Origin of the sequence: Actinomadura sp. 9N407, assembly GCF_044326315.1 — a bacterium.
Classification (GTDB): domain Bacteria; phylum Actinomycetota; class Actinomycetes; order Streptosporangiales; family Streptosporangiaceae; genus Spirillospora.
Genome location: NZ_JBIRAW010000043.1, coordinates 17,250 through 43,021 on the forward strand (window position 1 = coordinate 17,250; position 25,772 = coordinate 43,021).

Here is a 25,772-nt window from a genome sequence, read left to right on the forward strand (position 1 = left end):
ACGTGGGGGGAGTGGTGGCATGCGGGTGGTACAGGCGTTGCGTTTCGGTGGACCTGAGGTGCTTGTGCTGGGGGACGTGCCGGAGCCGGTGGCCGGGCCGGGGCAGGTGGTGGTCGAGGTTTCGGTCGCGGGGATCACGTTCGTCGAGACGCAGATCCGGCGTGGTGTCGACAAGTGGCACGAGCAGCCTGAACTGCCGTACGTCCCGGGCGGCATGGTGGCCGGCCGGGTGGGGGCACTCGGGGACGGGGTGGATCCGAGCTGGTCCGGACAGCGGGTTCTGGCCGGAGTGGCGGCCGGTGGGTTCGCCGAACGGGCGGTGGCCGAGGTGGGCGAGCTGATCCCGGTGCCGGAAGGGCTCGGGTTGCCTGAGGCCACCGCCCTGCATACCGATGGCAGTACAGCTCTGGGGCTGGTCGAGGGGGCCCGGATCCGTCCCGGGGATTGGGTCCTGGTCGAGGCCGCGGCGGGCGGTGTCGGAAGTCTGCTGGTGCAGCTGGCTCAGGCCGCCGGCGCCCGAGTCGTCGGGGCCGCGCGCGGCGGGCGCAAGCTGGAGCTGGCCCGTGAGCTGGGAGCCGAGGTCGCGGTCGATTACTCCGGGACGGACTGGGCCGGGGAAGTGCTCAAGGCGACCGGTGGTGCGGGGGCGGATGTGGTGTTCGACGGTGTGGGTGGGGAGATCGGCCGGGCCGCGTTCGAGGTGACGGCGGCCGGTGGCCGCTTCTCGGTGCACGGCGCGTCCAGCGGCGAGGTGACAGAGATCGAGCCGGCGGAGGCGGGGCGGCGCGGGGTGGAGGTGATCGGGATCGAGCAGCTCTTCGGGTTCGGGCCGCGGATGGGCGAATGGGCCGGGAAGGTGATGGCCGATGCGGTCTCGGGACGGGTCCGGCCGATCATCGGGCAGACCTTCCCGCTGGAACGCGCCGCGGACGCGCACGCCGCGATCGAGAATCGCGGCGCCCTGGGCAAGACCCTGCTCCTGATCTGACCGCCCCGCGACGGCGCCGGTGGCCTATTTAGGCCACCTAAGGAGCTGCTCGCCTCCGGCCGCTATGGTTATCCAACTTTATTTCGGAACGTTGGAAGGCCATCAATGAATATCGACTTCAGCGCCGACGCCACCTTCTCGTGGTACGTCGTGGGTTTGCTGCTGTCCGGCGTCGTCATGCTCGGCCTGGCGGGTATCGGAGCCGGTCAGGGCGCCGGGCAGCGGGCGCTCAGTGCCGTGGCCGGCGCGGGCTTCCTCGGATACGCCGTCTATCTGGGGTTCATCTTCGAGGGCGGCGACTACTTCATGTTCTTCTACGCGTTCATTCTTCCGGTGCTTATGGTCTTCAAGTTCCTGGGGGCGGTGTTCGGCAAGCGCGAAAGCGCCTGACCCGCAGGAGATCCATGGGCGTGTGCGGTCGCGGGAACGGATTTCCGGCCCGCGGCCGACTCCCGTTCTCCAGAAAGGCCATCGCGGGCTACACCGAGCGGGAGTCCGTGCGGATGGCGTCCCACGCCTGAGTCAACGCCGGGCTGGGGCGGTGGGCCGGGGTCACCTTTCGAGTCGCTCGTGCGTCGGGTAGGTGGATGCACACGACGGGGAGGTGACGATGGTCGAGCAGTGGAGCGCTCACCACGCGGACAACGACGCGGGGAGCGACGCGGAGCGGGTCGCGGTCTTCCGGCGCGAGCGGCCGCAGTTGCTCGCGGTGGCGTTCCGCATCCTCGGATCGGACGCCGACGCTCAGGACGTGGTGCAGGAGGCGTGGATCCGGTACGCGCGCGCCGACGCCGGCCAGGTCCGCAACGTGGCGGCATGGCTCACCACCGTGGTCACGCGATTGTGCCTGGACCTGCTACGCCGTTCACGGGAGACGCCGGAGCCGCCGGAAGACCTGCCTGAACGTTCCGTGGACGGGGGTGGTCCTGAGGAGACCGCGCTGCTGGCGGGCGAGCTGACCGCGGTCTTCCTGACCGTCCTCGGTGAGCTGACGCCGCCCCAGCGCGTCGCGCTCATCCTGCACGACGCGTTCGGGACGCCCTTCGAGGAGGTCGCGCACATCCTGGGGACGACACCCGGGGCGGCCAAGAAGCTGGCCAGCCGTGCGCGTGGACGGGTGCGCCGGCCGAACAGGCCGCCTGACACCGACCCCCGTACGGCGCGTCGTGTGGTGAGTGCGTTCCTGAGGGCGGCCGAGCAGGGTGACATCGACGGCCTCGTCGAGGTACTCCACCCTGACGTGACGAGAGCGGCGGACCCGCAGGCCCTTCCGTCCGGCGCGGCGCAGCGGATCCGGGGAGTACGGGCCGTGGTCGGCGAGACGCGGGCGTTTCGGGCCAATGCCCAGCGGGCCCGCATGGTCACGATCGATGGGCGGCCGGGGATCGTGGTTCCGTCGGACGAAGGTCCCCGTATCGCGCTGGTCTTCCGGGTCGCGGCGGGCCGCATCGTCCACTACGACGTGATCGCGGATCCTCGACGCCTCGCCCTGCTCCGCATCGATCACTGAGTTGGAGGAGCGAGATGTTCATCGCCTACATCGTCGTCACCGTCATCACGATCTCGGCCAACGTCGCGATCGTCATCGCCGATCTGGCCAAGTCGAAGTTCGTGCTCGCCAATTCCGCGGAGGTGGGCCTGCCGCGTTCGTGGCTGCCCTGGCTGGCCGCGCTCAAGGCCGCCGGGGCGGCGGGGCTGCTTCTCGGGCTGCTCGGGGCGGACGTCATCGGGATCGCGGCGGCGGCAGGCCTCGTGGCCTTCTATGTGGGTGCCGTCGGCGCTCATGTGCGGGCGCGGGTCTTCTACAACGTGGCGTTCCCGGGCGGCTTCCTGGCTCTCGCCGTCGCGTCGCTGGCCTTCGCGATCACGCAGGGCTCCTGAAATCAGGGAGTCAATCGAGGTAGCGGCGGTTGACTCGGACCAGGGGCGTGAGGTCGCGGGTCACGTAGTCGGCTGACAGGACTTCGGCGACGAAGAGGATGTGGTCGCCCGCCTCGACGCGCCGGCGGGTCTCGCACTCCAGGGCCGCGAGTCCGTTCTCGGGGATCAGGGCCTCGGAGTGCGGGCCGCGGTGGTGGGGTTCGGCGGCGAGCAGGATGCGGGCGCCCGGACGGCCCTCGGCGGCGAAACGGCCGGCGAGGGCGCGCTGGGCGGTGCTGAGGACGGTGGCCGCCCAGCGGTCCTGGCGGGTCAGCACCTCGGCGAGATAGGAGTCCGAGGAGACGCCCACCAGGACCATCGGCGGGTCCTGGGAGACCGACATGAACGAGGAGATCGTGGTGCCGAGGTCGTCGCGGCCGTCCCGTACGGTCAGGACGACCACGCCGGTGGCGAAGCCCGCGATGGCCTCGATGTAGTCGGACGGCCCGGTGGAGGCGGCCGGGTTCAGCGGATGTCCCATGACCCCGGCAGGCTGAGCGGGCCGGCGGCGGGCAGGCCGAGGCGGGCGGCCAGGCCGCCGAGCGAGCCCCAGGCGTCGAAGCGCGCGGACGCGGCCGTACGGTCGTCGCTGGACTCGGGCGGGCGCAGCCGTTCCAGCGGCGAGGAGTGCGGGTAGCTGCGGATCGGCGCGTCGGCGGCCAGGCCGCCCTTCTTGCGGGCCAGGTCGAGCGCCAGGTCGAGGCCGCCCAGCTCGTCGACCAGGCCGTTGTCGCGGGCGTCGGCGCCGGTCCAGACGCGGCCGCGGGCCAGCTCGTGGACGCGCTCCTGGGAGAGGCCGCGACCCTCGGCCGCCTTGCCGGTGAAGTCGTCGTAGATCCGGTCGAGCGAGACGTTGACGCGCTCCCATTCGGAGTCGCTGAAGTCCTTCGTGGCGCTGAACATCCGGGCGTGCTCGCCCTCGGCGACGCTGCCGAGCCCCACGCCGACGCGGTCGAGGAGGTCGTTGACGACGGCCTTGCCGACGACCACGCCGATCGAGCCGGTGATCGTGCCGGGCTGGGCGACGATCGTGTCGGCCGCCATGGCGACGTAGTAGCCGCCGGACGCGGCCACGTTCCCCATCGAGACGATCACCGGCTTGCCGGCCTCGCGGGCCAGCACGACCTCGCGCCAGATCGCGTCGGAGGCGACGGCGGAGCCGCCGGGGCTGTTGACCCGGAAGACGATCGCCTTGATCCGGTCGTCGCGGACGGCGGCGCGCAGCGCGGCACCGATGGTGTCGGAGCCCATCGCGGGGCCCTGGCTGGGCAGCGGACCGCCACGGCCGCTGCGGCCGAGCCGGATCGGGCCCTGCCCGTTGACCAGCGCGATCGCGTCCTGCTTGCCGGGCTGCGGCAGGCGGCTCGCGAGGCTGTGGGTGCGGTTGTAGCGGGACACGAAGCGGAGCATCGCGTCGGCGCCGGCCTCCTTGCGGACGTCGGCGTACACCTCGTCGCGGTACGCGAGCTTGTCGACCAGGCCCGCTTCGAGGGCCTCGGGTGCCATCAGGGGGCCCTGGTCGGTGAGTTCCTGGACGCGCTTCTCCGTCAGGCCGCGGGCGGCGGCGATCGCGGCGGTGATCTGTTCGCCGAGCGAGGTCACCAGGCGCTGGGACGACTCCTCGTGCTCGGGCGTGTAGGCCTTCTCCATGAACGTGTTGGCCATGGTCTTGTACTCGTGCCGCTTGGCGAAGCGCGGCTGGATCCCCGCCTTCTCCAGCGCGCCGGCGAAGAACGGCTCCTCCAGCGCGACGCCGGTGAGCCCCACGTCCCCGGACGGCTGCAGGTAGATCCGGTCGAACGCGGTGGCCAGGTAGTAGGGGACCGTTCCGCGCCCGGACTCGCCGAACGTCTCGGCCCACGCCACGGTGAGCTTGCCCGCGTCACGTACCGCCTGGACGGCCTCGCGGAGCTCTTGGGACATCGCCAGCCCGAGGCCGTCGGTCACCTTGACGACGAGCGCCCTCACCCGGGTGTCGGAGCGCGCCCGGCGCAGCCCGTCCAGGACGTCCCGCAGGTGGGTGCGGCGCATGGACAGGAAGGCCGACACCGGATCGGACGGCGCGGTCTCGACGATCCCGTCGGTGAGATCGAGTTCCAGGATCAGCGGCGCGGTGCGCCGGTCACGGGCCTGCTTGATGACGTTGACGACTGTGCCGGGATCCACCATGACCCCAGCCTATGCGTTCGGTCGGCAGGTCCTCAGCCGGCGCTCTCCTCGTTGACTCGTGGCGTGTTCGCCCCTGGCGTCGCCTGTGGAGGCGAACACGCCACGAGTCAACGTGAGGGGGCGGTGCGGGCGAACGCCTGGTTGGCCAGGACGGATGCGGACGCCTGGGCCACCGGGCGGCCGGCCGCGTCGGTGATGACCGCGTTCGAGACCAGCCGGGTACGGCCGGGGTGCACGCAGGTGCCGGTGACCGTGTACGGCTCGCCGGCCTGGACGCCGCGCAGGTAGTCGACGTTGAGATTCAGGGTCAGCATCGGCATGAAGTGGTCGCAGGTACTGGAGCCCGCCAGGCACACCGCGTTGTCGAGGATCATCGCGATGTAGCCGCCGTGGACCGTGCCGCCGGGATTGGTCAGACGTTCGCCCGGGTGCCAGTCGATCTCCACCAGACCGGGCTCGGCCTTCCTGATCTTCTGCCCGATGTGCGTGTTGACCTCGGAGATCTCGGGGAACCGGCCCTCGCTCATCGCCTGGATGAGCTCGGCCCCCGTCAGCGTGTTCCACAGATCGGCGGTCGTGTCGATGCTCAACTGGTTCCCCTCTGATCAGGCCATTTCGCACCGAATGGTATTCGTTTCCGTTCGGGACGGCCTGGCGGGCCCCTGTGCCGTTCATCACCGGGGAGCGGGGACGGGCTAAGGTCACCGTCATGGGTGGCGACGGTGACGGCTTCGCGCGATGCGCCCAGGGCCATACGCATTGGGGCCGTTTCGGCGCGTCGGGGCTGCTGGCGTACCACCGCGATGCGGGCGGCGAGGTCAGCGTGCTGCTGCAGCAGCGCGCCTGGTGGGGCATCGGCGGCGGTACGTGGGGGATGTTCGGCGGCGCGCTGCACAGCCACGAGGACCCGGTGACCGGAGCCCTCCGCGAGACGGCCGAGGAATGCACGCTCGACACTGGCCATGTGACCGTGCACGGCGTCCGGCTGGAGGATCACGGCGGCTGGGGATTCGTCTCCGTGATCGGGTCCGTACCCGAAGTGGTGGAGGTACGGCCCGCGTCCCGGGAGACCAGCAAGGCGGCGTGGGTACCGCTGGACAAGGTCACCGACAAGAAGCTCTTCCCGCCGTTCGCGCGCTCCTGGCCACTGCTCCGGAAAGGCCTGCGGCGGCTGGTCCTGGTGGTCGACGCCGCGAACGTGGTGGGCGCCCGCCCGGGGGCTCGGTCGGGTGGCCGGGACGGGCACCTCGGATGGTGGAGGGACCGCGCCGGGGCCAATGCGCGGCTCCGCGACGACCTCGCCGCGCTGAAGGAAGGCGTCTCAGGACTGCCGAAGGAGTCGTTCCCGTTCGACACCTACTTCCCCGAGATCGTCCTGGTCGTGGAGGGCGAGGCGAGGCGGATCGCCGACGGAGCCGCGGACGAGCCCGCGGCCGGGGCCGGGGCCGTGAATGGGGCTGTGCGGGACGTTCGTGTGGTGGCCGCTCCGGATAGCGGGGACGACAAGATCGTGGAGCTGGTGAGTGAGGGACACGACCCGGGTGTGGTGCATCTGGTCGTCACCGCCGACCGTGAGCTGCGGGCCCGATGCGAGGCCGCCGGAGCGCATGTCGTCGGGCCCCGCTGGCTCCTCGGCTGCCTGCCCCAGACCTCCCAGCCTGGCTGATTGAGCCTGGTTGATACAGCCTGGCTGATACGGGCCTGGCTGATATGGGCCTGGCCGATTCGGCCAGGTCGATGGCGCGGCCGGTCTAGCTCGGCTTGCTGGGCTGTACGACCTGGTGGCCGGCCTCCTGGAGTGCCGTCGTGGCGTCGGCCATGCGGTGCTCGGGAACGAGGACCAGGTCGGCGTGGTACGTGGAGGCGACGAAGACCGGCAGCCCGGCCTCGGCGAGGGGGCCCACGATCGCGGCCAGCATCCCGGTCGCCGCGAGGTGGTGCGGCGCGTCGCCGTAGAAGCCGACCCAGCGCTCGGCGTCCACGAACGGCGGGACCTCCCGGATGGCGGTGAGGCCCTCGGGAGCCCGTACCAGCGCGATCCACTCGTCGTCCTCGGGGAACGTCGCGTTCGGGTAGTGCTCGACGACGAACTGCGATGGAACGATGTGAAGGCGTTGGGACGAGGGTGAGGTCATCCCGTCACCCTAATCGGGGACGACGATGCTGCTTTCTTCCGCGATGCCGCTTTCCTTCGCGAGGGTGCCGGTCACTGGCGGCACGGGTGTGGTCTCCGGTGTCAGGAACACCGCGCCCATCGGAGGTATGCGCATGATGGCCGATGCGGGCATGGCGTGGCAGGGCTCGTCGACCGCCTCGATGTGGCCCATGTTCCCCACTCCGCTGCCGCCGTAGTCGTAGGCGTCGGTGTTGAGGACCTCGCGCCAGGGGCCCGAGTGGGGCAGGCCCAGCCGGTAGTCCTCGTGCGGCCCGCCGGAGAAATTGACGACGCAGGCGATGACGGGTACCGCCGCGCCCTCCGACAGGGGAGTGCCGTACCGGAGGAACGACAGGGTGTTGCCGCCCGCGTCGTTGCCGTCGATCCAGCGGTAGCCCTCCGGGACGTTGTCGAGCGTCCACAGCGCCGGGTCCGAACGGTAGAGCGCGTTCAGGTCGCGGACCAGTTTCTGTACGCCGAGGTGGTTGGCGCCTTCGGCGGCGTTCTCCAGCAGCCACCAGTCGAGGGGGCGTTCCTCGGCCCATTCGGCGCCCTGGCCGAACTCCCCGCCCATGAACAGCACCTGCTTGCCCGGGTGCGACCACATGTAGGCCAGCAGGGCGCGCAGGCCCGCGAACTTCTGCCAGGTGTCGCCGGGCATCTTCGACAGCAGCGAGCCCTTGCCGTGGACGACCTCGTCATGGGACATGGGCAGTACGTAGTTCTCCGAGAACGCGTACACCAGCGAGAACGTGATCTCGTTGTGGTGGTAGTGCCGGAAGACGGGTTCGTGCCGGAGGTACTCCAGCGTGTCGTTCATCCAGCCCATGTTCCACTTGAAGCCGAAGCCCAGCCCGCCCAGATGGGTGGGACGGGACACGCCTGGCCAGGCGGTCGACTCCTCGGCCATCGTCAGGATGCCGGGGTTGCGCTTGTACGCGGTGGCGTTCATCTCCTGCAGGAACGAGATGGCCTCCAGGTTCTCCCGGCCGCCGTAGATGTTGGGCGTCCAGCCGCCCGACTCGCGCGAGTAGTCCAGGTAGAGCATCGAGGCCACGGCGTCCACGCGCAGCCCGTCGATGTGGAACTCCTCCAGCCAGTAGCAGGCGTTGGCCACCAGGAAGTTGCGGACCTCCGCGCGCCCGAAGTTGAACACCAGCGTGCCCCAGTCGGGGTGCTCGCCCCGGGCGGGATCGTCGTGCTCGTACAGGGCCGTACCGTCGAAGCGCGCCAGCGCCCACTCGTCCTTGGGGAAGTGCGCGGGCACCCAGTCGACCAGCACGCCGATGCCCGCCTGGTGCAGGCGGTCCACGAGGTGCCGGAAGTCATCGGGGTTGCCGAAGCGCGAGGTGGGCGCGTAGTAGGACGTGACCTGGTAGCCCCAGGACGGACCGTACGGATGCTCGGCGACGGGCAGGAGCTCCACGTGCGTGAAACCCATGTCGCTCACGTAGCGGGTGAGTTCGTCGGCGAGTTCCCGGTAGCTCAGGCCGGGCCGCCACGACCCCAGGTGCACCTCGTACACGCTCATCGGCTCCTGGATCCAGGAGCGCTCCTTGCGGCGGTCCATCCACTCGCCGTCGGCCCACTCGTACGACGAGGTGAACACGCGCGAGCCGGTGGCCGGGGGCAGCTCGGTGTACGCGGCCATCGGGTCGGCCTTGATCCGCCACTGCCCGTCCGCGCCGAGGATCTCGAACTTGTAGACGTCGCCGTCACCGACCCCCGGGACGAACAGTTCCCAGACCCCGGTGGAGCCCAGCGAGCGCATCGGGTACGCGCGGCCGTCCCAGTGGTTGAAGTCGCCCACGACCCGTACCCCGCGCGCGGTCGGCGCCCACACCGCGAAACCGGTGCCGGTGACCGGGCCGAACGCCGAGGTGTACGTGCGGACCCGCGCGCCCAGCGCCCGCCACAACTCCTCGTGCCGGCCCTCGCTGATCAGGTGCAGGTCCAGGTCGCCGAGGGTGGGCAGGTGCCGGTACGGGTCGTCCTGGATCCACTCCTCGCCGTTGGCGCCGCTGCCGTAGGTCACCGCGAGCCGGTAGTCGGGGACGGCGAGCGGGGCCTGGTCCTCGCCGTCGCCGGACAGGGAGGCGCCGGCGGGCAGCGTCCCGGCGAAGAGCCCCTCGTGGAAATGGCGCAGCTTGTGCCGGTCGCCGTTCGGGAGCACGACCTCGACCTTCTCCGCCAGCGGCCGCAGCGCTCGTACGGTCACCCCCGCACGCTCCGGATGCGCGCCGAGGACGCCATGCGGATCGTGGTGGTCGCCCCCGACCAGCTTCTCGATCTCCTCGCGCGTCACCCGTGCCATGAGATCATGGCCTCCTCGTTCCCGGGGTCTTGTACGCACCTAGGAGTGCCCTCGGAACGGCATAACTCACCTCTGCGGCGGCTCCGAAGATGCGCGTTCCGCGGCCGGATCCGGCGCGGGCGCCGCGAGGCCCGCGGGCGGGGCGGGCGGCGGCGGGGCCGGCGCCGCGGACGTGGCCGGACGCGAGCGCCACCGGCCGAAGCGGCGCATGGCGCGGTCGGCCATCCCGTACAGCGCCGGATTGCCGAGGATCACGTCGCGGCCGCGCGCCACCGGGGCGTGCCGGAGCCAGTGCGCCGCGCCCGCCGGTGAACGCCGCCGCACGACGCCCTCGGCGACCTCGATCGAATGCGTCCGGAGCTCCTGCTTGTAGCGCCACCCGACGGCCGGGCCCATGTCGATGTGCTGGACGCCGAGCGCCGCCGCCGCCTCGGCCATGTGCAGGTGCAGCACCAGGCCGGGCGAGAACTTGGCGTACTCCGGGTCGTACACCGGGAACCAGGTGACGAGCGTGTGGTCACTGCGCAGCCCGAAATGCCCCGCCACCGGCCTGCCGCCGGCGTAGAGCATGGACAGGACCCCGGCGAACCCGTCCTCGTGCGTGTGGTGCAGCCGATCGACCAGATCGACCACCCACGGCCGCGCGAAGCGGTCCGTACGGCCCATCGCGCGGTACTGGTCGGACTTCCACTTCCGTACGAGGGCCAGCGACTCGTCATCGCGCACGTCGAACGCGAAGGTCACCTCGCCGGCCTGGCGGCCCATCTTGCGTTCCTTGTAGCGCGTCTGCTTGACGACCTTGGAGCCCTTGTCGCGCAGCGCCTCGGTGAACCCGTCGAACCCGCCGCTCAGATCCATGACCGCCGAGTCGAGCCGCTTGGTCGCGTACGGGGCGAACCACGGCTGGTCCCGCACGAGCGTCCCGAACCCGTACGCCGCCAGCCCGCACGAGCGGAGCAGGTCCCGAGCGTCCAGTTCCAGACCGGGCGCGTGCACCAGACCCTGGCCGAGCGACAGCCAGCCGCCGATCGCGCCCGCCGTACCGCCGCTCGGGCCGAGGCCGCGGCCGTGCAGCTCGTACGGCAGGAATCCGACGATCTTCCCGCCCCCTGGCGAGCCGCCCTCCCCGGCACGAGAGCCCTCGGAGAGCACCGCGACGCGGGCGCCGTCGATCACCTGGTCCACCGCGACCGCGTACCCCGCCGACATGAACGGGTTGGCCAGGTGCGGCTGGGCGTCCTGCATCGCGCGCCACGCGGCCAGCTCGGCCGGGCCGAGATCACACGGACGGATCACCGACACATGCATGGCTTCTCCCGGGTCTGGGTCACTGCTGCTCGCGGGTCACTTTCGATACGTGAAGGGGAGCCGGGTGATGCCGTTGTCGAACGAGGACAGCAGGTACTCCGGCTCGCCGGCGGCGCGCAGCTCCGGCAGCCGGCCGTACAGCTCACGGAACATGATCTTCAGTTCCATCCGGGCCAGGTTGGCGCCCAGGCACAGATGCGGCCCTGGACCGCCGAAGCCGACGTGCGGGTTCGGCGACCGGGTGATGTCGAACGCGTCCGGGTCGGTGAACACCGCCGGATCGCGGTTGGCGGCCAGGTAGTAGAGCACGACCTTGTCACCGGCCTGGAACGGGTGCCCGCCCAGCTCATGGTCCTCCTTCAGGGTGCGCCGGAACTGGATGATCGGGGACGCGAAGCGGATCAGCTCCTCGATCGCACCGCCGATCCGGGCGTCGTAGTCGGCCAGCAGCAGCTCGCGCTGGTCCGGATGGTCGGTGAACAGCTTCAGGCCGTGCGACAGCGCGTTGCGGGTGGTCTCGTTGCCGGCGACGAGCAGCAGGTCGAAGAACGAGCCCAGCTCCCTCACCGACAGCCGTTCCCCGTCGGGGTTGGCGTTGACCAGCGCCGACACCAGGTCGTCCGCGGGGTTCTCGCGGCGGGCCCGGCCCAGCCTGGCGACCAGCCGGTGCAGGTCGGCGATGGCCCTGAGATTGCCGTACAGCAGCCGCAGCGTGCGCGGGCTGGCCAGCGAGCCGCGCACCCCCGAGTACTCGGTCATCGCGTCGATCCGGGACAGCACGTACGGGCGGGCCCGCTCCGGAACGCCCATCATCGAGCAGATCACGGCGATCGGCAGCCGGGCCGCCACCTCCTCGACGAAGTCGCGCGGTCCCTCGTCGGTACTTCCCCTGATCGTCCCGTGCTCGTTGTCCCCGCGTTCGATGACCCCGCGTTCGATGACCTCGTCGACGATCCGCGCGGCGGTGGCCTGGATGTCCTGCTCGATCCTGGCGAGCATCTTCGGGCTGAACGCGCGGGACACGATCCGGCGCAGCCGGGCGTGCCGGGGATCGTCCATGTTGACCATCGGCGTACCGAGGATCTTGGCCAGCCAGGGCGGCGGCTCCGGCGAGGTCGCGGCCGGCTCGCTCGAGAAGATCTTGGCGTTGCGGCTGGCCGCCACCACGTCCGCGTGCCGTACCAGCGCGTGGAAGCCCTTGCCGGCCCGGACGAACGGCACCCTCGGCTCGGCGAAGAAGACGGGCCGGTCCAGCTCGCGCAGCCGCGCGAAGTCCGCCAGCCGCTCCTCGGGCGGCCGATCCCAGAACGCCATGCTCACCAGGTCGATGCCGGATGAGACCGCATCGCGCGTCACCGTGTCTCCCCGTTCACCCGCGTCTCGCCGATCCACCCGTGCCTCCCGCCGACTCACGTCCGACGCTCACCCGGATCCCCGTTCACCGGCCGAGCCACTTGACCTCGTACGGGCCGAGGTCGATCGTCTTGCCGTCGATCTGCGGCCGCACGGCCTTCGCTGAGCCGTTGACCACGACCATCTGCTCGTCCTGCGCCAGCGCCCGTACGGCAGGATCCGAGACCTTGACGTTCACCAGCTCGGTCCCGGGCCGGAACCACCGGTTGAAGTTCTGCAGCATGGTCAGCGTGGGCGTCGCGCCGCCGCCCGCCTGGGCGCCCGACCACAAACAGCCAGGGCAGTCGGTGGCGGTCGTGGTCTGCGGGCTCCAGTAGAGGGCGCTGGCCGCGCCGCCGCGGACGAACTCCATCATCGCGGCCGTGTGCACCGCGTACCTGCGCTCCTTGGTCCAGTCGGTCGGTACCGGCTCGACGTACCACTCGGCCCACCAGACCGGCAGGTCGGGTTCCAGGGCGCGCAGCCACCGCGTCACGTCGGAGAACTTGGTCAGCGCCTGGAAGTCGTCGAGCTTGACCTGGCGCTGCACGGGCTGGCTGTGCCCGTCGGTGACGATGAAGTCGGCGCCCTTCTTGTGCTCGGACCAGTACTTGATGGCGTCGAGATTGCGCTGGTCCATGCTGCCCCACGAGCCCTTCAGCTCGGACGGCGGACCGTACTTCCCGCCGGGGGCGTTGCTGTTCATGACCATGTACGGGCCGCCGACGCGAATGTTCGCGTCGACCTTTTTCAGCGCGCCGTAGACCTTGTTGTAGAGCGTGGTGTAGCCCTGGTAATCCCAGCGGTTGCCGGGCGGATACCAGAACCCTTTGAACTCGTTCCAGACGGTGTAGTACTTCACCTGCGGATAGCGTTTGGCGACCTCGGCGGCCATCGCCGCGAAGTCGTCGAAGTGCTCGGGTTCCACGGCCAGTTCGAGCTTGGTCCAGTCGGTCTTGCCGGCCGGGCCGCCCTTCATCCAGTCGGGGGCGCAGCACAGCGTGATCACCGGGGCGCCCTTGGTCCGCTTGATCGTCTCCATCCGGCGGTCCAGCGAGGCCCAGTTGTACTCGCCGGGCCGCGGCTGCGGGTTGTCCACGCCCCAGCCCATGATCGGCGTGACCTGGACGACCGGGGTGCCGGCCAGATCGGCCAGCGCCTTCGCCGGGCCGCGTTCCCCGTCCACCGAGTTCTGCGTGTGGGAGAAACCCCAGGCCGGCCAGTCGCCCGGCACGCCCGCGCCGACGCGGGCGACCGGCCCCGACGCCGGTTCCATCTCCGGTTCCCCGGATCCGCCCGGCCCGCCGGTCAGCGCCACGATGATCGTGGCGGCCAGCAACCCGGCGAGCGCCGCCCCGAGTGCCACCAGGAACAGGCGCTGCCGGGGCGGGCGGCCGTGCCGTCCCTGCCGGTTTCGGAACAGCGCCGTACGGCCGGTACCGGTCCGCGTTCGGACGTCCAAGGGGCCCTCCTGAAAAGGGGCGGGCGAAGTCGCCGGAAGAACGATCCGGCACATTCGTTAGAACGCTGGGAACGGGGTCCGGGTTCGCCTTCCAAGCCCACGTTCTCTACATATCTGCCTTACCTCCCGGGAAGGGGAGCGGGCAACCCGCAACCGGACCAACCGGGCTCACCGATAAGCGATCAAGTGAATCGCGCAAAAGTGATCAAGGCTCGTCCCCAGAAATATGATCAAGGTCCGGTGTCGGCCGTCGGATCGGTCGCGCGCCGGAGGAGCCGCGGGAGTTTGTGACCGCACGGCCGCACCACTCTTCACGTGGGGGTCGCGCCGATGTGCGTACCGTGCGGTCACGTTTCTCTGGCCCGTGCGGTGACACTGACCGCACCGACCACGCCATCACTTCTCTCTTACCTGAGCGTCAGAGGTATCTGGCGCCCGTGTGGTCCCGATGTCCACATGCGTGCTCCCGGGATCACCTCGGGTGGCCGCCTGGGCCCGGTCCGCCCCCGTGTGCGGACCGGGCCGTACGGCCCCTCCCGGCACGGCCCGTCCTCGGGACGGCCGCTTCCGGCCTGATGTCACCGGTCGCCGCCGTTCCGCCTGATCTGGTCGAGCAGCAGTTCGCGCAGCCCGGCGGCGTCGTCGGCCGCGACCGTCATCGCGTACCCGGCCTGGAGCTGCGCGTCGGTGAGATCCCCGCTGCGGGTGGCGTACCAGCGACCGGCGTCGCTGCGCCACACCAGCCAGCCGGGGAACTCCCCCTCGATGGCCGTCTTCTGATCCTCGAAGTCGCCCATCAAGGTCGTCCTTTCCCCGAGGCGGTTCTTCTGTATACAAAAGTCTTACTCGGTCGAAGAGGTGTCAAGCTGTCCGTAAGCGGACCGTCCCCCTGGGGATAGCGAAGGGAGGGGAGCCGGAAGGCGGCACGGCGGGGAGCGGCGGCCCGGGATCGAACGACTCATCGAGCCGGGACGTGGACCCGGGGAAGGCGGGCTCGGGGGCATGAGCTCCGGGGGACGAGAGTCGGGGGACGAGAGAAGGTGATGCCCGGTGCCGGAACGTCCGGCCTACCTCCGTATTGCCGAGCTGCTGCGGGACCAGATCCGGGACGGCCGCTATGCCCAGGGCACGCGGCTGCCGACGATGGCGGAGTTGCGCACCGAACACGGGGTGTCGGAGATCGTCGTACGCCAGGCGATCGCGCTGCTGCGCGGCGAGGGACTCGTGGAGACCCGGCGCGGTGGCGGCACGGTCGTCAAGGTCGCGCCGCCGGTCCGCCGGGTGGCGATGGACCGCTACCGCACCGTGACGCGGCCGATGGCCGTTCCCGCGACCACCTTCACCCATGACCAGCGGATCTCCTGGGACGAGTACCGGCTCGACCGGGAGTTCACCCGGACCCGCACCGACCACGATCTGGCCGGGCTGTTCGAGGTACCGCCGGGTACCGAGGTGCTGCGCCGCAGGTTCGTCTTCTACGCCCGGGACGAGCCGCAGCAGATCTCGGTGAACTACCTGCCGTGGGACGTGGTCGGGGACACCCCGGTCGCCGACCCGGCGAACGAGCCGTGGCCCGGCGGCACGCTCGCCCAGCTCAGCTTCCTCGGGCATCCGCCGACGCGGGTGGAGGAGTCGGTCGGATCCCGGATGCCCACACCTGAGGAGGCCGAGACGCTGCGCATGAGCGGCGGTGTCCCGGTCCTCACCATCACCCGCCGGATGCTGTCCGGCCCTCGCGTCCTGGAGGTCTGCCGGGACATCGTCATCCCCGCCGACCGCGTCCTCCTCGACTACGCCATCGACCTCTAGCCGCAAGGTGGGTCAGGTGCGGTAGAGCCAGTCGTCTTCGTCGGGGTCGCGGCGGGGGAGAGGGAGGTCCTGGCGGGTCGCGTTCTCCGCCGGACGGGCCGGAGGTGGCGGGGTCGGCTGTACGGGCGGCGGCGGCCGGCGCGGCCGGCGTGGCCGGTGCAGGAGGCCGGTGGCGGCCGCGAGTGCGCTGAGCGCCAGTACGACGATCAGTCCGCCCCCGGGAGACCAGGCGCCCAGCATCAGCATCACCTGAGCCGTGCCGGCGACCGTGACGATGGCGGCGGCGGCCGCGACGATCAGCCGGCCGACCGGGTCGAGGCCGCGCATCAGCGTCCAGAACGCCGCGCCCGGCACGACGAACAGCAGCAGCAGGATCGGCACCGTCACGTGAGAACACCCGTCGCTTCAAGGGGCGGTGTCATTGGATGATCACGAACCTCTCGACGATGACCGCGACCACGCTGACGAAGAGGGGGATCGCCAGGACGGTCAGGGGGCGCAGCCCGCTCAGCCGGTCGGGTGGCAGCCGCAGCCGGCGCAGTTCGCGGGCGAGCAGCACGCCCAGCAGGACCGGCAGGTAGATCAGCCCGGCCGGGGTCCACGGCGACGAGCGCAGGCCGAGTCCGCTCGGCGGCGGCACCTGCGGAACGGGCTCGGGCGGTGGCTTCCGGAGCCGGTAGACGGCCGCGTCCCGGTCCGCGAAGACGGTCCGGATCTGCGAGTTCGCGGCCATCGCCTGCCGCGTCCGCGGCCCGTACTCGGGAGTGAGGCCGGCGGTGAGCACCTGGAAGTCCTCGTGGCTGCGGGTGGTGACGAAGAAGCCGCCGGGCCCCTGCTCCTTCATCCGCTCGATGATCTGCGAGACGTCGGCGGGATTCTTCCGGTCGGCGATCACGGGTGCGTACGTGAACCGCTCCCAGCTCCGGTACGACCAGGGCATCACCGGGGTGCCGCCGGTGAGATCCGGGTCGTCCGCGCTCAGCCACACCACCCCGATCGCGCCCTTGTGCTCGCGCAGCATCGCGTCGAACGCCTTCACGTCGCTCTGCCGGACCTGCTCGTACCGCTCGTTGCCGTACCGGACGGAGAGGAAGCCGCCGGTGAGCAGCAGGCCGAAGACGGCTGCCGCCGTGACGGCCGGCCAGTGCCGCCGGGTGCCGGTCCGCAGCCGTCCCAGCCACAGCCGTACCTTCGGGTCGCGTACGGCCGGTGCGTCGAACGGGGCGGGGAAGAACAGGTAGGCCATCAGCAGGCAGGCCGCCGGCAGCATGAAGAAGTAGATCCGCAGCGCGATCTCGCCGCCGTAGTTCTGCAGGCCGAACGACGAGAACGGCACCAGCATCAGCACCAGCGCCACCCGGTCGTCGATCCCGCGCGCGCGGCGGCGCAGCAGTCCCGCCACGGCCAGGCCCACGACCGACACGGCGATCAGAATCCGCAGCAGCTGGATGTCCTGCGTCGCCCCTGCCGCGTCGCCGATCCGCCCGCCGGTGCTCTGCTGGACGTTGGTGAACACCTTGCCGAGGTTGCCGAAGATCTCGTCCTTGCGGCCGGCCCAGTAGCCGACGGTCATGAAGCTGACCCATGCCGCGTACACGACACCGGCGATGAACGGCAGCCCGCGCAGGTTGCACCGGCGTACCAGGACGAGACCCGCGCAGGCGGCGGTCATCAGGAACGGGGTGAGCTGGTGCGCCGCCGTCCCTACCAGGAGGAGGACGAACAGCAGGATCAGCAGGATCGACCGTTCGCGGACCGGTACCGCTGGGGCGGGCAGCTCCCCAGGGTCCTTGGGGCCGAACAGCCAGTCGTAGAGGCGCCACGCCCCGCCACGGCGCTCCTTGGTGGCGGCGGTACGGCGCCGTCCCGCGCGCTGCGTCGTCTCGTCGTGGTGCCGGAACCAGTTGACGAGGATCGCCACGAAGAACAGGTAGAGCAGGTACGCGAACGCCTGCGGTGACAGGTAGTCCTGCCCGACCCAGTTGGCCGCGATGAACAGCCAGGCCGCGAGCCACTTGGCCCGCCAGGTCGCCCGCAGCACGCGCAGGATCAGGACGTACGGCAGCAGGTACAGCAGGTTGGTGATCGCGGGCGCCAGCCGCAGGACGGGCTCGATGTCGTTCTGGCCCGCCGCCTTCATCAGGAACGCGACGAAGGCGAAGAACCCGGGCGTACTGAACCGCGCGTCCAGGTTCCAGTCGACGGTCTCGTTCCGGGTGATGTACTCGATGAACCCGGCGGTCTGCCAGGCCGTCGGGAAGCGCGCGACCGGCTCCAGCGCGAGCGTCACGCCGTGCAGCGCCACGATCAGCATGGCGATCTGCAGCGCCAGCAGCATCCGGTGCGGCCTGGCCAGCGCCAGCGTGGCCATGAACGTCAGCACCAGCAGCACGGCGCCGGCCAGGGTGGCCACGGGCAGCACGCCGATCAGCCCGTACCCGTCCAGGGCCTCCATCTCGACCCCGCGCAGCGGGATCCAGAACAGCGCGAGGCCGAGGATCAGCGCCGCCGCGATGCCGATCAGCACCGCGCGGCCGGTCTCCGGGGCGGCGGGCGGGGCGGTGCTCGCCTCGCCCTCCGGCTGGTGTGCCGCACGAACCGTCACGTTCAAGAGATAACCCTCCCTCCGGCGGCCGGGGAAGGCCCCGGACGGTCGGAAGGTCCGGAACGATCGGACCGGTTGGCGGCAGGTCCGGAACCGCCGGCAGGCCCGGAACGGTTGGAACGGGTGGCCCGCAGCAGTCCGGGCAGCACGGTGGCCGCGACGAGGGTGTTCACGCCCACGATGGCCAGGCCGATGGTGGCCAGCCGGTCCGGCTGGACCACGATCAGGACCATTGCCAGCACCCCCGCGAACCGGACCGCCTGCAGCAGCGCGATCAGCCGGGTGCGGTTCTCCACCCGCAGCACCCCGATGTAGAGCTCGATCAGCGCCTTGGGCAGCACCGCCAGCGCCAGAATCTGCAGCAGCGGCGCGCCCCGGTCGGCGTACTCGTGACCGAAGAACCGCAGCCCGAACGGGGCCGCGACGACCACCAGCACCACCACCGGCGTCATCAGCGTCAGCGTGCGCCGCAGCGCCGCGCGCGCCGACTCCGCCAGCCGCTCCTGGTCGAACGAGCCCTCCACCGTGAGCGACAGGGACAGGGTGAGCGCCAGCAGGTCGAGCATCATGCCGAGCGCCCAGGCCATCTGGAAGTAGGCGTTGGTGGTGGAGCTGATGTGCGCGGCGACCACGACCGGGATCAGGCTGATGGAGGCGTACTGGAACGCGCCGCCGACGTACGCGCCGCCCACGTACTTCGCGACGTCGCGATGGGTCGGGCGGGCCCCGCGCCCGAAGTTGGCCCGGCGGTGCGCGGGGATCAGCCGCCCGAAGACGAACACGCTGACCGGGATCAGCATCACCGACGCCGGGACGAACCACGACAGCGTCACCCCGTCGCCCGGATACGCGCTCGCCAGCGCCACCAGCAGCACCAGCTTGGTCACGCCGAACGCCACGTTCACGATCGGTACCCAGCCCGCGTGCCGCAGCCCGGTGAACACGCCCTCCTGCTGGTTCCACAGGTTCCAGGCGACCGCCATGGCCACGAACCACAGCCCGGCCCGCCAGTGATCGAGATGCTGGAACGACTCGCCCCAGCGGTCGAGCGTCAGCAGGAAGCCGGCGGCGAGCAGCGCCGCCGCCACCGCACCGGTGCCGTAGCAGACCAGCACCAGCGCGCGGGTGTGCCGGGCGGTCTGCGGGATGAACCGGATCAGCAGGAAGTTGAGCATCGTCACGCTGCCGACGAACATGATCGCCTGGATCACGGCCCAGTTGCGGCCCATGTCGTCCGGCGCGTACAGCTTGGCGCCCAGCGCCCAGTACGCGAGCCCGAGCAGCCCGGTCAGGCCGCCGTTGGCGACCAGCGCGTAGGCGTTGCGGAACAGCGGATTGGACAGCTCGCGGCGCAGCCAGCCGGGCGCGGACGCCGGTGCCTCCTGCCGCCGTACGGCGATCAGCTGCGGATCGGTCACCGCGGAGCCATGCACGCGAGGCGCGGTCGCGGTGGGGACGGAGACGGGACTGCCGGTCACACGCTTGCCCGCCACACGCTTGTCAGGCGCGTGCTTGTCAAACGCGTGCTTGTCAAACACATGTTCGTCAGACACGGTGGGTCACCCGCCGGAGTCCGTAGCGGGTCCGCCGTACGGCGGCGTAGCCCCTCGTGAGCGCTCGGTCCTTGAGGTACGTCAGGGGGATCCCCTGCCCGGCGGCGACCCGTGCGAATGTGCCGGGCGAGATCGACGCGCGGACGGTCAACCGGGGAATCGCGAGCGCATCGCCGCCCGTGGGGGAGAGGCGATTCGCGACCGCGCAGGCGCTCTCGAATCCCGCCTCGCCGACCGCGCGCCGTACCCGTGCGCTGGAGTACCCGTACGGATAGGCCATCGTCGTGACGGCCGTGCCGAGCCGGTCCTCCAGCAGGGTGCGATTCCGTGCCAGTTCGTCGCGGAGCGCCTCGTCCCGGAGCTGGTCGAGCTGGGGATGGCTGTGGCTGTGCCCGCCGATCTCGACGCCTTCGGCGGCGGCCTCGGTCACCTGGCGCCAGGACATCATCGTGTCCAGCGGCCGGCCGGCCGCGTCCTGGCGGGCATCGGCCAGCCATCCCGTGGTGACGAAGACCGTCGCGGCGAAACCATGACCTGCCAGTACGGGCAGCGCGTGCGCGTGAAAGTCGGCGTACCCGTCGTCGAACGTGATCACGATCGGGCGACGTGCCTCCGGGGCGGCGGCCTCCACCGACCCGCCGGCCAGTGCAGAGAGCGGGACGGGGGTGAAACCGCCGTCGGCCAGCACGTCCATCTGCTCGGCGAAGGCGGCCGGGCTCACGGCGAGTGCCGCCGTCTCCCGTGGCGGGTGCTCGCGTACCGAGTGGTACATCAGCACGGGAACGGCGCCCGTCGCCTCGCTCCGTTCGGTCACCGGCGCGACTCCTTCGCGGCCCGTGTTGTGGTGGCGCGCGTGGCGGCACGTGTGGTGGCGCGTGCGGACTGGGCGGCCCGTGCGGCGCGGACGCCGACCGCGTAGCCCCAGGCCGTCCAGGCCAGGCCGACCGAGATGGCGCCGGCGCGGCCGAGGCCGGACGGATCGCCGCGGAACGTGGCGCCGACGCCGCGCACCGCGCCGCGCGGCAGGGTCTTCAGGGCGTGCGCCCGCTCGCTCGCGAGGCCGTCCTGGCTGCCGACGCTCCGCGTCACCAGGGCCTTGGACAGGCCTTCGGCGTAGCAGCGTTCGCGGAAGTACGAGAAGCGGGCGCGCTCGGACGGCACGCGATGCCAGATCACGGCATCGTCGTCGTACACCAGCTCGGATTCCGGGCTGCGCTGCCGCAGCCGGATGCAGAACTCGGTCTCTTCGCACCCCAGCGGCCGCTTGCCGAACCCGCGGCCGATGCCGCTGTCGAAGCCGCCCGCGATCGGGAACATCTCGCTCCGGAACGAGGCGTTCCCGCCCATCAGGTTGCGGACCGGGCCGGGCAGCAGGCCGCGGTACGTGCAGCCGACCGTCCAGTCGAACTCCTCGGGGAACCAGCGCGGCCGCAGTCCCGTGGACGAGGGCGTTATGGCAGTGCCATTCCGGGCGGGCGCCCCACCAGGCCCCTCCGCAAGGGCGACCAGCTCGGCCGAGGTCGTCGAGCCGGGCCACATCGGGAGGGTCAGGCCGCCCACGCCCGCGACGGCGGGGTCCGCGTAGTGGGTGGCGAACGCGGCGAGCCAGCCGGGAGCCGCCACCGCGTCGTCGTCCAGGAAGGCGACCACGTCACCGCGGGCGATCGCGACGCCGGTGTTCTTGCCGCCGGACAGGCCGCGGGCCTCGCGGTTCTCGACCACGACGGCGTCCGGCAGCGACCGCTTGAGGCGGTCGTGCAGCGCCGGGTTGTGGTCGACGACCAGGACGATCTCCTCGGGCGCGTGCCGCTGGGCGCGCACGGAGGCGACCGCGGCGTGCACGTCGTCCCAGCGCTCGTCGGTGTACGCGCAGATCACGACGGAGATGCGGGGGGTATCGGTCATCCTGTCCGTCCCCTCAATCGGGCGTAGGTCTTGAGGACGCGGTCGGCGCGCTTGTAGAGCGCCGGGTTGTCCAGAACGGCGCCACGCGCCTTGTTGAGCGGGGTGGCGCGGACCCAGTGCAGGCCGGCGCCGGCGGTACGGCGGGCGACCCGGCCCTCGGCGATGACGATCTCGCGGCCCTTGAAGCCCTCCTTGAACTCCTTGCCGCCGCGTCCCATCGCGATCTCGGTGACGCCGTCGTCCGCGCACCCCTGGGCCAGCCGGAGATGGCCGATCATGCCGGGGGAGTACTTGCCGAACCGGGTGTCGTACGCGGGGAACCAGCCGGCCATCACGGTGCCGGAACGCAGCCCGAAGTGCGCCGAGACGGGTTCGTCGCCGGCCCGCAGCACGCTCAGCACGCCGAAGCCGGTCTGGTGGAAATGCCGGACGAGGTCGACGATCCAGGGCCGCGCGAACCGGTCGGTACGGCCCGTACGCGTGTACTGGTCGGACTTCCAGGCCATCAGCCGGGTCAGGTCGGCGGTGTCGGCGGAGGAGAAGTCGTACCGGACCTCGCCCACGTCCCGGCCCAGCTTGCGCTCCTTGTAGCGGATGGTCTTGTGGGTCTTGGGCGCGGCCTTGCGCATCTCCTCCTCGAACGCGGCGAAGCCCCCGCCCAGGTCCATCACCGGCTCGACGCGGCGGACCGTGTGGAACGGCGCGAACGGCAGCTGGTGGGCCAGCAGATGGTCGAAGTCCCAGACGCCGAGCCCGCAGGCCCGCAGCAGGGTGCGGGCGTCCAGCCGCAGGTCGGACGGGGCGACGATGCCCTGCAGGTCGGTCAGGCCGAACCCGACCGGATGCCCGACGCCCAGCGGGCCCCGCTCGTACGGGAAGAACCCCGCGACCTTGCCGCCCTCCTCCAGCACGGCCACCCGCACGGAGTCGCGGAACCGGCCGACCCCGAGCGTGAACTCCGGGGACAGGAACGGGTTGGCGAGGTCAGGGTCGGTTCCCTGCAGTTCCCGCCAGCGCGCGACCTCGGCCTCGCCGAGGTCGTCCGGGCGGACGATCGTGATCTTCACCGCGGTGCCCTCCTGGAATCGCGCCGGTTTCTCTCTGCCGGTCACTGTCCGCCGGTCACTGTCCGCCGGGTCGGTCTGATCTCCGGGTCAGCCTGATCTCCGGGGTCACTCGGTTCCGGTCCGGCTGAAGGTGCCGGTCGTGCTCTGGGTGCCGGCTTCGGTGCAGGGGCCGGGCTGACCGGCGGTGCCGGCCGAGGCGAACGTGACCGGGGCCAGCCCGAGGGAGACCGGACCGGCCGCGACGGGGCCGGCCGGGACCGGGCCAGCCGGGACGGGGCCGGAGACCGGCTCGAGCGCGCCGCGGAACCGCAGCCGCACCATCGTCTTCAGCACCCGCCAGCCGTCCCGCCAGGTGTTGAGGTTGGACTCGCCGTGCCGGCGCTCGGTCTCGTGGCTGGCGACCTCGGCGATCCGCAGCCCGGCACGCACCGCGTTGACGCACATCTCGGTCTCGATCTCGAAGCCGGTGGACTCCAGCCGCAGCTTCTCCACGGCGTCCCGGCGCATCGCCACGAACCCGTAGCACAGGTCCGACCAGCGCTGCCGGTAGAGCCGGTTGGCCAGCGCGGTCAGGGTCGAGTTGCCGAGCCGGCGCAGTCCGGTCAGGTCGTCCGAGCCGCCCCCGCAGCCGTACCTGGTGCCCTTGACGAAGTCGAAGCCGCGGCACAGCAGTGCCAGGAACGCGTCGAACTCGGCCGGGTCCATGCTGCCGTCGGCGTCCAGCATGACGATCATCTCGCCGGTCGCCGCGGCCATCCCGGTCCGCATCGCGGTGCCCTTCCCCGTGGGCGGCTCGACGATGATCTTCGCGTCGGGCCGGACCGAGAGCACGTACTCGACGGTCCCGTCGGTGGACTCGCCATCGACGATCACGACCTCGTCCACCGCGGTCAGCCGCGGCATGAGCCAGCGCAGGTTGTCGGCCTCGTTCAGCGTCGGGATGACCGCGGTGACGGTCGGCCAGCGCCGCGCGGAACCGGCGGCGGAAGCGTCGGGTAGGGAAACGTCGTGCAGGCGGCCGACCCGCGGCGTGCGGGGGGCCGCCTTCAAGGTGCCGTCGACCCACAGGAAGGAGTCAGGAGTTTGCATGGGAATCCCCGTAAGTGGTGTGGCTTTCTTGCTCCGTTAGATGTCGGGTTCGCCCATCATGTTTGGAGAAAGTCGCACAGCACTCCCGTATGTTGCGCAGCGTCGCCTACGCACCCGGCACCGCTCCGGAAGGTAAGGGGACCGTCACGGAGCGCGTGACCTGGCATCTCACCGGTCCCGGCCCTCCCTCGGACCCCGCTGTCCAGCGGAAATGGGGAGCGAAAGCAAATGTTGATCTATGACCGTTTCCGGTCAGCGGGCGGCGGTCCCGGCACAATGATCAATAAAGGCGGCCGCACCGCTGGAAGCGGCCCATCAGAAGCGGCCGGAGAAGTCGGCGCCAAGCCGGTACTACCGCCAAGTAGGTACTACCTGGAACGGATGAATTCCGGGGACGGGGCCGTCATTCCGCCAGATGGGCGAGTGAGCGCAGTGGCACCGGGAGCCAGGAGGGCCGGTTCCGGGCCTCATATCTGATCTCGTAGACGGCCTTGTCCAGTTCCAGTGCCCGGATGAGCACGGCGTTGGCGGCGGGGTCGGCGCCGCCCGCCTCCGCGTACCCGCGGCAGAACGCCTCCCGGTTCCGGTCGGCCCAGGCCCGCGCGCGCAACTCCAGGCCCATCTCCGCCTCCGGGGACAGGGTCGTGTCACCGGCCGGCAGGAACCGCGCCGCGTACTCGAACGAGCGCAGCATCCCGGCGACGTCGCGCAGCGGATGCGCGAGCGCGCGGCGTTCCTGCGGCGTACGGGCGGGTTCGCCCTCGAAGTCGAGCAGCACCCAGCCGGTGTCGGCCCGCATCACCTGGCCGAGATGGAAGTCGCCGTGCACGCGCTGCAGCGGCAGCTCCGTCGCCTGGGCCGACAGCTCGTCGAACACGGCGGAGATGGCTCCCGCGTGCGCGATCAGCTCGGGGACCGAACGGCTCACCTCGTCCAGCTGCCGGTGCATGGCGCGGGCCAGCGCCCGTACCTGCTCGGCCGAAGCGACGGTGGTGCCGAACGCGATCGCCAGATCGCGGTGCACCGCTGCGGTGGCCGCGCCGAGCCGTTCGGCCTCGGCCGCGAAGTCGCCGCCCGCGGCGCCCGCGTCCAGCGCGGGACGCTCGCCGCCGGAGCTCCCGTGCGCGCCGCTCGTGCCGTACCCGCTCGCCGTGGCGGGTGCGCCGTCGCCGGGCATGCTGGCCGCGCCGGGACGGCCGGTGGTGTCCATGTAGTCGCCGGTGTCAGGGCCTCCGCCCGGGTAGCGGCCGTACCCGTCCGGTCCCGGATGGGCCAGCCAGTCGCGCACGCTGGTGATCGCCAGCTGCCAGCCGTCGGTGGCGGTACGCAGGTAGTCCGACAGCAGCGCCAGCGTCACCGGCTCCTCGCCGTCGCCGGGCGCCAGCTCGATCCAGCCGCGGACCGCGGCGATGTGCTCGCAGCCGGCCTCGGTCAGCGCGAGGTTGATCTCCAGATCGGGATTGATCCCCGGGGACAGCCGGCGGAACAGCTTGCAGATATAGGAGTCGCCGAAGATCAGCGAGGTGTTGCTCTGCTCGGCCGAGCCGGGCACGCCGGAGTCGCCCGCCCGGATGTCGCAGCCCGGTGCCCGATGGAACCGCAGCCGCCCCATCTTCGCCTCCCGCGCGATGCCGTCCAGCAGCACCCGGGTCAGCCCGGGATCGTGCGCGGCGTCGTACAGGTGCACGCCCCCCTCGGCCTCGCCGATCTCGGCGTGCCGCAACCGGTCGGGCAGCTCGTCGCGGGTGCCCACCAGCAGCTGGTAGCGGTCCCAGTCGTCGCCCTGCCGGACGTCCACGAGCAGGTGCCGCAGGCTCGCCCCGGCCCCGGCCCCGGCCCCGCTCGGCTCTGTTCCGGCCAATGCCCCTGTGCCGGCAAAAGACCCTGGGCCGGCCAATGATTCGGGGCCGGTCAGCGCCGTGTCGGTACCGATCGAGACCTCGCCGATCGCCCGGTCCTTGCCGGCGAACCAGCGCTGCCGTGGCAGCCAGTCGGCGAGCGGTGCGGTCAAGGCGCGGTCCAGCGGCCGCATGGCG

The 25,772-nt window shown here is 71.1% G+C and carries 23 protein-coding genes; 6 read left to right on the top strand and 17 right to left on the bottom strand.

Annotated elements, in window-relative coordinates; translation table 11 throughout:
- Nucleotides 1–19 precede the first annotated feature (19 nt).
- The 4 genes from ACH34Q_RS41770 (at nt 20) to ACH34Q_RS41785 (ending at nt 2,869) form a co-directional block, all read left to right on the top strand.
- Complete coding sequence (locus ACH34Q_RS41770; protein ID WP_395988752.1) at nt 20–988, top strand: zinc-binding dehydrogenase; 969 nt, start codon at nt 20–22, stop codon at nt 986–988.
- Nucleotides 989–1,093: 105 nt separating this feature from the next.
- A complete protein-coding gene (locus tag ACH34Q_RS41775) occupies nt 1,094–1,378 on the top strand; it encodes a hypothetical protein (protein ID WP_395988753.1) in 285 nt (94 codons plus the stop codon).
- 220 nt (nt 1,379–1,598) lie between these two features.
- Nucleotides 1,599–2,498 carry a sigma-70 family RNA polymerase sigma factor gene (locus tag ACH34Q_RS41780; RefSeq protein ID WP_395988754.1) on the top strand — a complete coding sequence of 300 codons (900 nt, stop codon included), beginning with the start codon at nt 1,599–1,601 and terminating at the stop codon, nt 2,496–2,498.
- Between the two features lie 14 nt (nt 2,499–2,512).
- On the top strand, nt 2,513–2,869 hold the full coding sequence (locus ACH34Q_RS41785) for a DoxX family protein (protein WP_395988755.1): 357 nt from the start codon (nt 2,513–2,515) through the stop codon (nt 2,867–2,869).
- 10 nt (nt 2,870–2,879) lie between these two features.
- On the opposite strand, the gene ACH34Q_RS41790 is transcribed toward ACH34Q_RS41785, so the two are convergent.
- From ACH34Q_RS41790 to ACH34Q_RS41800, 3 genes are all read right to left on the bottom strand, one after another.
- Nucleotides 2,880–3,389, bottom strand: coding sequence for a flavin reductase family protein (locus ACH34Q_RS41790; RefSeq protein ID WP_395988756.1), 510 nt, complete (start codon nt 3,387–3,389; stop codon nt 2,880–2,882).
- A complete protein-coding gene (sppA, locus tag ACH34Q_RS41795) occupies nt 3,374–5,077 on the bottom strand; it encodes a signal peptide peptidase SppA (RefSeq protein WP_395988757.1) in 1,704 nt (567 codons plus the stop codon). The genes ACH34Q_RS41790 and sppA overlap by 16 nt, the downstream gene beginning before the upstream one ends.
- A 107-nt stretch (nt 5,078–5,184) precedes the next feature.
- Nucleotides 5,185–5,667 (bottom strand): PaaI family thioesterase, encoded by a 483-nt coding sequence (locus ACH34Q_RS41800; protein ID WP_395988758.1) that lies wholly within the window; start codon nt 5,665–5,667, stop codon nt 5,185–5,187.
- 119 nt (nt 5,668–5,786) lie between these two features.
- Here ACH34Q_RS41800 and ACH34Q_RS41805 point away from each other — a divergent pair, with 119 nt between their 5' ends.
- On the top strand, nt 5,787–6,743 hold the full coding sequence (locus ACH34Q_RS41805) for an NUDIX domain-containing protein (RefSeq protein ID WP_395988759.1): 957 nt from the start codon (nt 5,787–5,789) through the stop codon (nt 6,741–6,743).
- A gap of 85 nt (nt 6,744–6,828) precedes the next feature.
- Here ACH34Q_RS41805 and ACH34Q_RS41810 read toward each other — a convergent pair whose 3' ends face one another.
- From ACH34Q_RS41810 to ACH34Q_RS41835, 6 genes are all read right to left on the bottom strand, one after another.
- A complete protein-coding gene (locus ACH34Q_RS41810) occupies nt 6,829–7,212 on the bottom strand; it encodes an ACT domain-containing protein (protein ID WP_395988760.1) in 384 nt (127 codons plus the stop codon).
- Nucleotides 7,213–7,221: 9 nt separating this feature from the next.
- Nucleotides 7,222–9,546 (bottom strand): 1,4-alpha-glucan branching protein GlgB, encoded by a 2,325-nt coding sequence (glgB, locus tag ACH34Q_RS41815; protein ID WP_395988761.1) that lies wholly within the window; start codon nt 9,544–9,546, stop codon nt 7,222–7,224.
- 66 nt (nt 9,547–9,612) lie between these two features.
- Nucleotides 9,613–10,854 carry a GNAT family N-acetyltransferase gene (locus tag ACH34Q_RS41820; protein ID WP_395988762.1) on the bottom strand — a complete coding sequence of 414 codons (1,242 nt, stop codon included), beginning with the start codon at nt 10,852–10,854 and terminating at the stop codon, nt 9,613–9,615.
- Between the two features lie 36 nt (nt 10,855–10,890).
- A complete protein-coding gene (locus tag ACH34Q_RS41825) occupies nt 10,891–12,168 on the bottom strand; it encodes a cytochrome P450 (RefSeq protein WP_395988803.1) in 1,278 nt (425 codons plus the stop codon).
- A 124-nt stretch (nt 12,169–12,292) separates the two neighbouring features.
- Nucleotides 12,293–13,708 (bottom strand): xylan 1,4-beta-xylosidase, encoded by a 1,416-nt coding sequence (locus tag ACH34Q_RS41830; protein ID WP_395988763.1) that lies wholly within the window; start codon nt 13,706–13,708, stop codon nt 12,293–12,295.
- Between the two features lie 578 nt (nt 13,709–14,286).
- Nucleotides 14,287–14,505 (bottom strand): hypothetical protein, encoded by a 219-nt coding sequence (locus ACH34Q_RS41835; RefSeq protein WP_395988764.1) that lies wholly within the window; start codon nt 14,503–14,505, stop codon nt 14,287–14,289.
- Between the two features lie 253 nt (nt 14,506–14,758).
- Here ACH34Q_RS41835 and ACH34Q_RS41840 point away from each other — a divergent pair, with 253 nt between their 5' ends.
- The gene (locus tag ACH34Q_RS41840) at nt 14,759–15,517 is read left to right on the top strand and encodes a GntR family transcriptional regulator (protein WP_395988765.1); all 759 of its coding nucleotides are present in this window, start codon (nt 14,759–14,761) and stop codon (nt 15,515–15,517) included.
- A 12-nt stretch (nt 15,518–15,529) separates the two neighbouring features.
- On the opposite strand, the gene ACH34Q_RS41845 is transcribed toward ACH34Q_RS41840, so the two are convergent.
- The 8 genes from ACH34Q_RS41845 to ACH34Q_RS41880 form a co-directional block, all read right to left on the bottom strand.
- A complete protein-coding gene (locus ACH34Q_RS41845; protein ID WP_395988766.1) occupies nt 15,530–15,904 on the bottom strand; it encodes a hypothetical protein in 375 nt (124 codons plus the stop codon).
- Nucleotides 15,905–15,935: 31 nt separating this feature from the next.
- Entirely contained in the window at nt 15,936–18,122 is a 2,187-nt protein-coding gene (locus ACH34Q_RS41850) for a hypothetical protein (protein WP_395988767.1), read from the bottom strand.
- 2 nt (nt 18,123–18,124) lie between these two features.
- Nucleotides 18,125–19,540, bottom strand: a complete 1,416-nt coding sequence (locus ACH34Q_RS41855; protein WP_395988768.1) for a lipopolysaccharide biosynthesis protein — start codon at nt 19,538–19,540, stop codon at nt 18,125–18,127.
- A gap of 127 nt (nt 19,541–19,667) precedes the next feature.
- Nucleotides 19,668–20,489: a polysaccharide deacetylase family protein gene (locus ACH34Q_RS41860; RefSeq protein ID WP_395988769.1), complete on the bottom strand. Its 822-nt coding sequence runs from the start codon at nt 20,487–20,489 to the stop codon at nt 19,668–19,670.
- Nucleotides 20,486–21,580, bottom strand: coding sequence for a glycosyltransferase family 2 protein (locus ACH34Q_RS41865; protein ID WP_395988770.1), 1,095 nt, complete (start codon nt 21,578–21,580; stop codon nt 20,486–20,488). Before ACH34Q_RS41865 ends, ACH34Q_RS41860 begins: the two co-directional genes overlap by 4 nt.
- Nucleotides 21,577–22,647 carry a GNAT family N-acetyltransferase gene (locus ACH34Q_RS41870; RefSeq protein WP_395988771.1) on the bottom strand — a complete coding sequence of 357 codons (1,071 nt, stop codon included), beginning with the start codon at nt 22,645–22,647 and terminating at the stop codon, nt 21,577–21,579. The genes ACH34Q_RS41865 and ACH34Q_RS41870 overlap by 4 nt, the downstream gene beginning before the upstream one ends.
- Before the next feature lie 105 nt (nt 22,648–22,752).
- Nucleotides 22,753–23,736 (bottom strand): glycosyltransferase family 2 protein, encoded by a 984-nt coding sequence (locus ACH34Q_RS41875; RefSeq protein WP_395988772.1) that lies wholly within the window; start codon nt 23,734–23,736, stop codon nt 22,753–22,755.
- Between the two features lie 403 nt (nt 23,737–24,139).
- Nucleotides 24,140–25,768 (bottom strand): phosphotransferase, encoded by a 1,629-nt coding sequence (locus tag ACH34Q_RS41880; protein WP_395988773.1) that lies wholly within the window; start codon nt 25,766–25,768, stop codon nt 24,140–24,142.
- Between the last annotated feature and the right edge of the window lie 4 nt (nt 25,769–25,772).

What these genes read in the sequence shown, in the direction of transcription:
- ACH34Q_RS41865 (WP_395988770.1), bottom strand. Translation starts at nt 21,580, where the DNA reads ATGACCGATACCCCCCGCATCTCCGTCGTGATCTGCGCGTACACCGAC.
- ACH34Q_RS41785 (WP_395988755.1), top strand. Translation starts at nt 2,513, where the DNA reads ATGTTCATCGCCTACATCGTCGTCACCGTCATCACGATCTCGGCCAAC.
- sppA (WP_395988757.1), bottom strand. Translation starts at nt 5,077, where the DNA reads ATGGTGGATCCCGGCACAGTCGTCAACGTCATCAAGCAGGCCCGTGAC.
- ACH34Q_RS41875 (WP_395988772.1), bottom strand. Translation starts at nt 23,736, where the DNA reads ATGCAAACTCCTGACTCCTTCCTGTGGGTCGACGGCACCTTGAAGGCG.
- ACH34Q_RS41880 (WP_395988773.1), bottom strand. Translation starts at nt 25,768, where the DNA reads ATGCGGCCGCTGGACCGCGCCTTGACCGCACCGCTCGCCGACTGGCTG.
- ACH34Q_RS41770 (WP_395988752.1), top strand. Translation starts at nt 20, where the DNA reads ATGCGGGTGGTACAGGCGTTGCGTTTCGGTGGACCTGAGGTGCTTGTG.
- ACH34Q_RS41775 (WP_395988753.1), top strand. Translation starts at nt 1,094, where the DNA reads ATGAATATCGACTTCAGCGCCGACGCCACCTTCTCGTGGTACGTCGTG.
- ACH34Q_RS41810 (WP_395988760.1), bottom strand. Translation starts at nt 7,212, where the DNA reads ATGACCTCACCCTCGTCCCAACGCCTTCACATCGTTCCATCGCAGTTC.
- ACH34Q_RS41805 (WP_395988759.1), top strand. Translation starts at nt 5,787, where the DNA reads ATGGGTGGCGACGGTGACGGCTTCGCGCGATGCGCCCAGGGCCATACG.
- ACH34Q_RS41780 (WP_395988754.1), top strand. Translation starts at nt 1,599, where the DNA reads ATGGTCGAGCAGTGGAGCGCTCACCACGCGGACAACGACGCGGGGAGC.
- glgB (WP_395988761.1), bottom strand. Translation starts at nt 9,546, where the DNA reads ATGGCACGGGTGACGCGCGAGGAGATCGAGAAGCTGGTCGGGGGCGAC.
- ACH34Q_RS41790 (WP_395988756.1), bottom strand. Translation starts at nt 3,389, where the DNA reads ATGGGACATCCGCTGAACCCGGCCGCCTCCACCGGGCCGTCCGACTAC.
- ACH34Q_RS41820 (WP_395988762.1), bottom strand. Translation starts at nt 10,854, where the DNA reads ATGCATGTGTCGGTGATCCGTCCGTGTGATCTCGGCCCGGCCGAGCTG.
- ACH34Q_RS41825 (WP_395988803.1), bottom strand. Translation starts at nt 12,168, where the DNA reads ATGGCGTTCTGGGATCGGCCGCCCGAGGAGCGGCTGGCGGACTTCGCG.
- ACH34Q_RS41835 (WP_395988764.1), bottom strand. Translation starts at nt 14,505, where the DNA reads ATGGGCGACTTCGAGGATCAGAAGACGGCCATCGAGGGGGAGTTCCCC.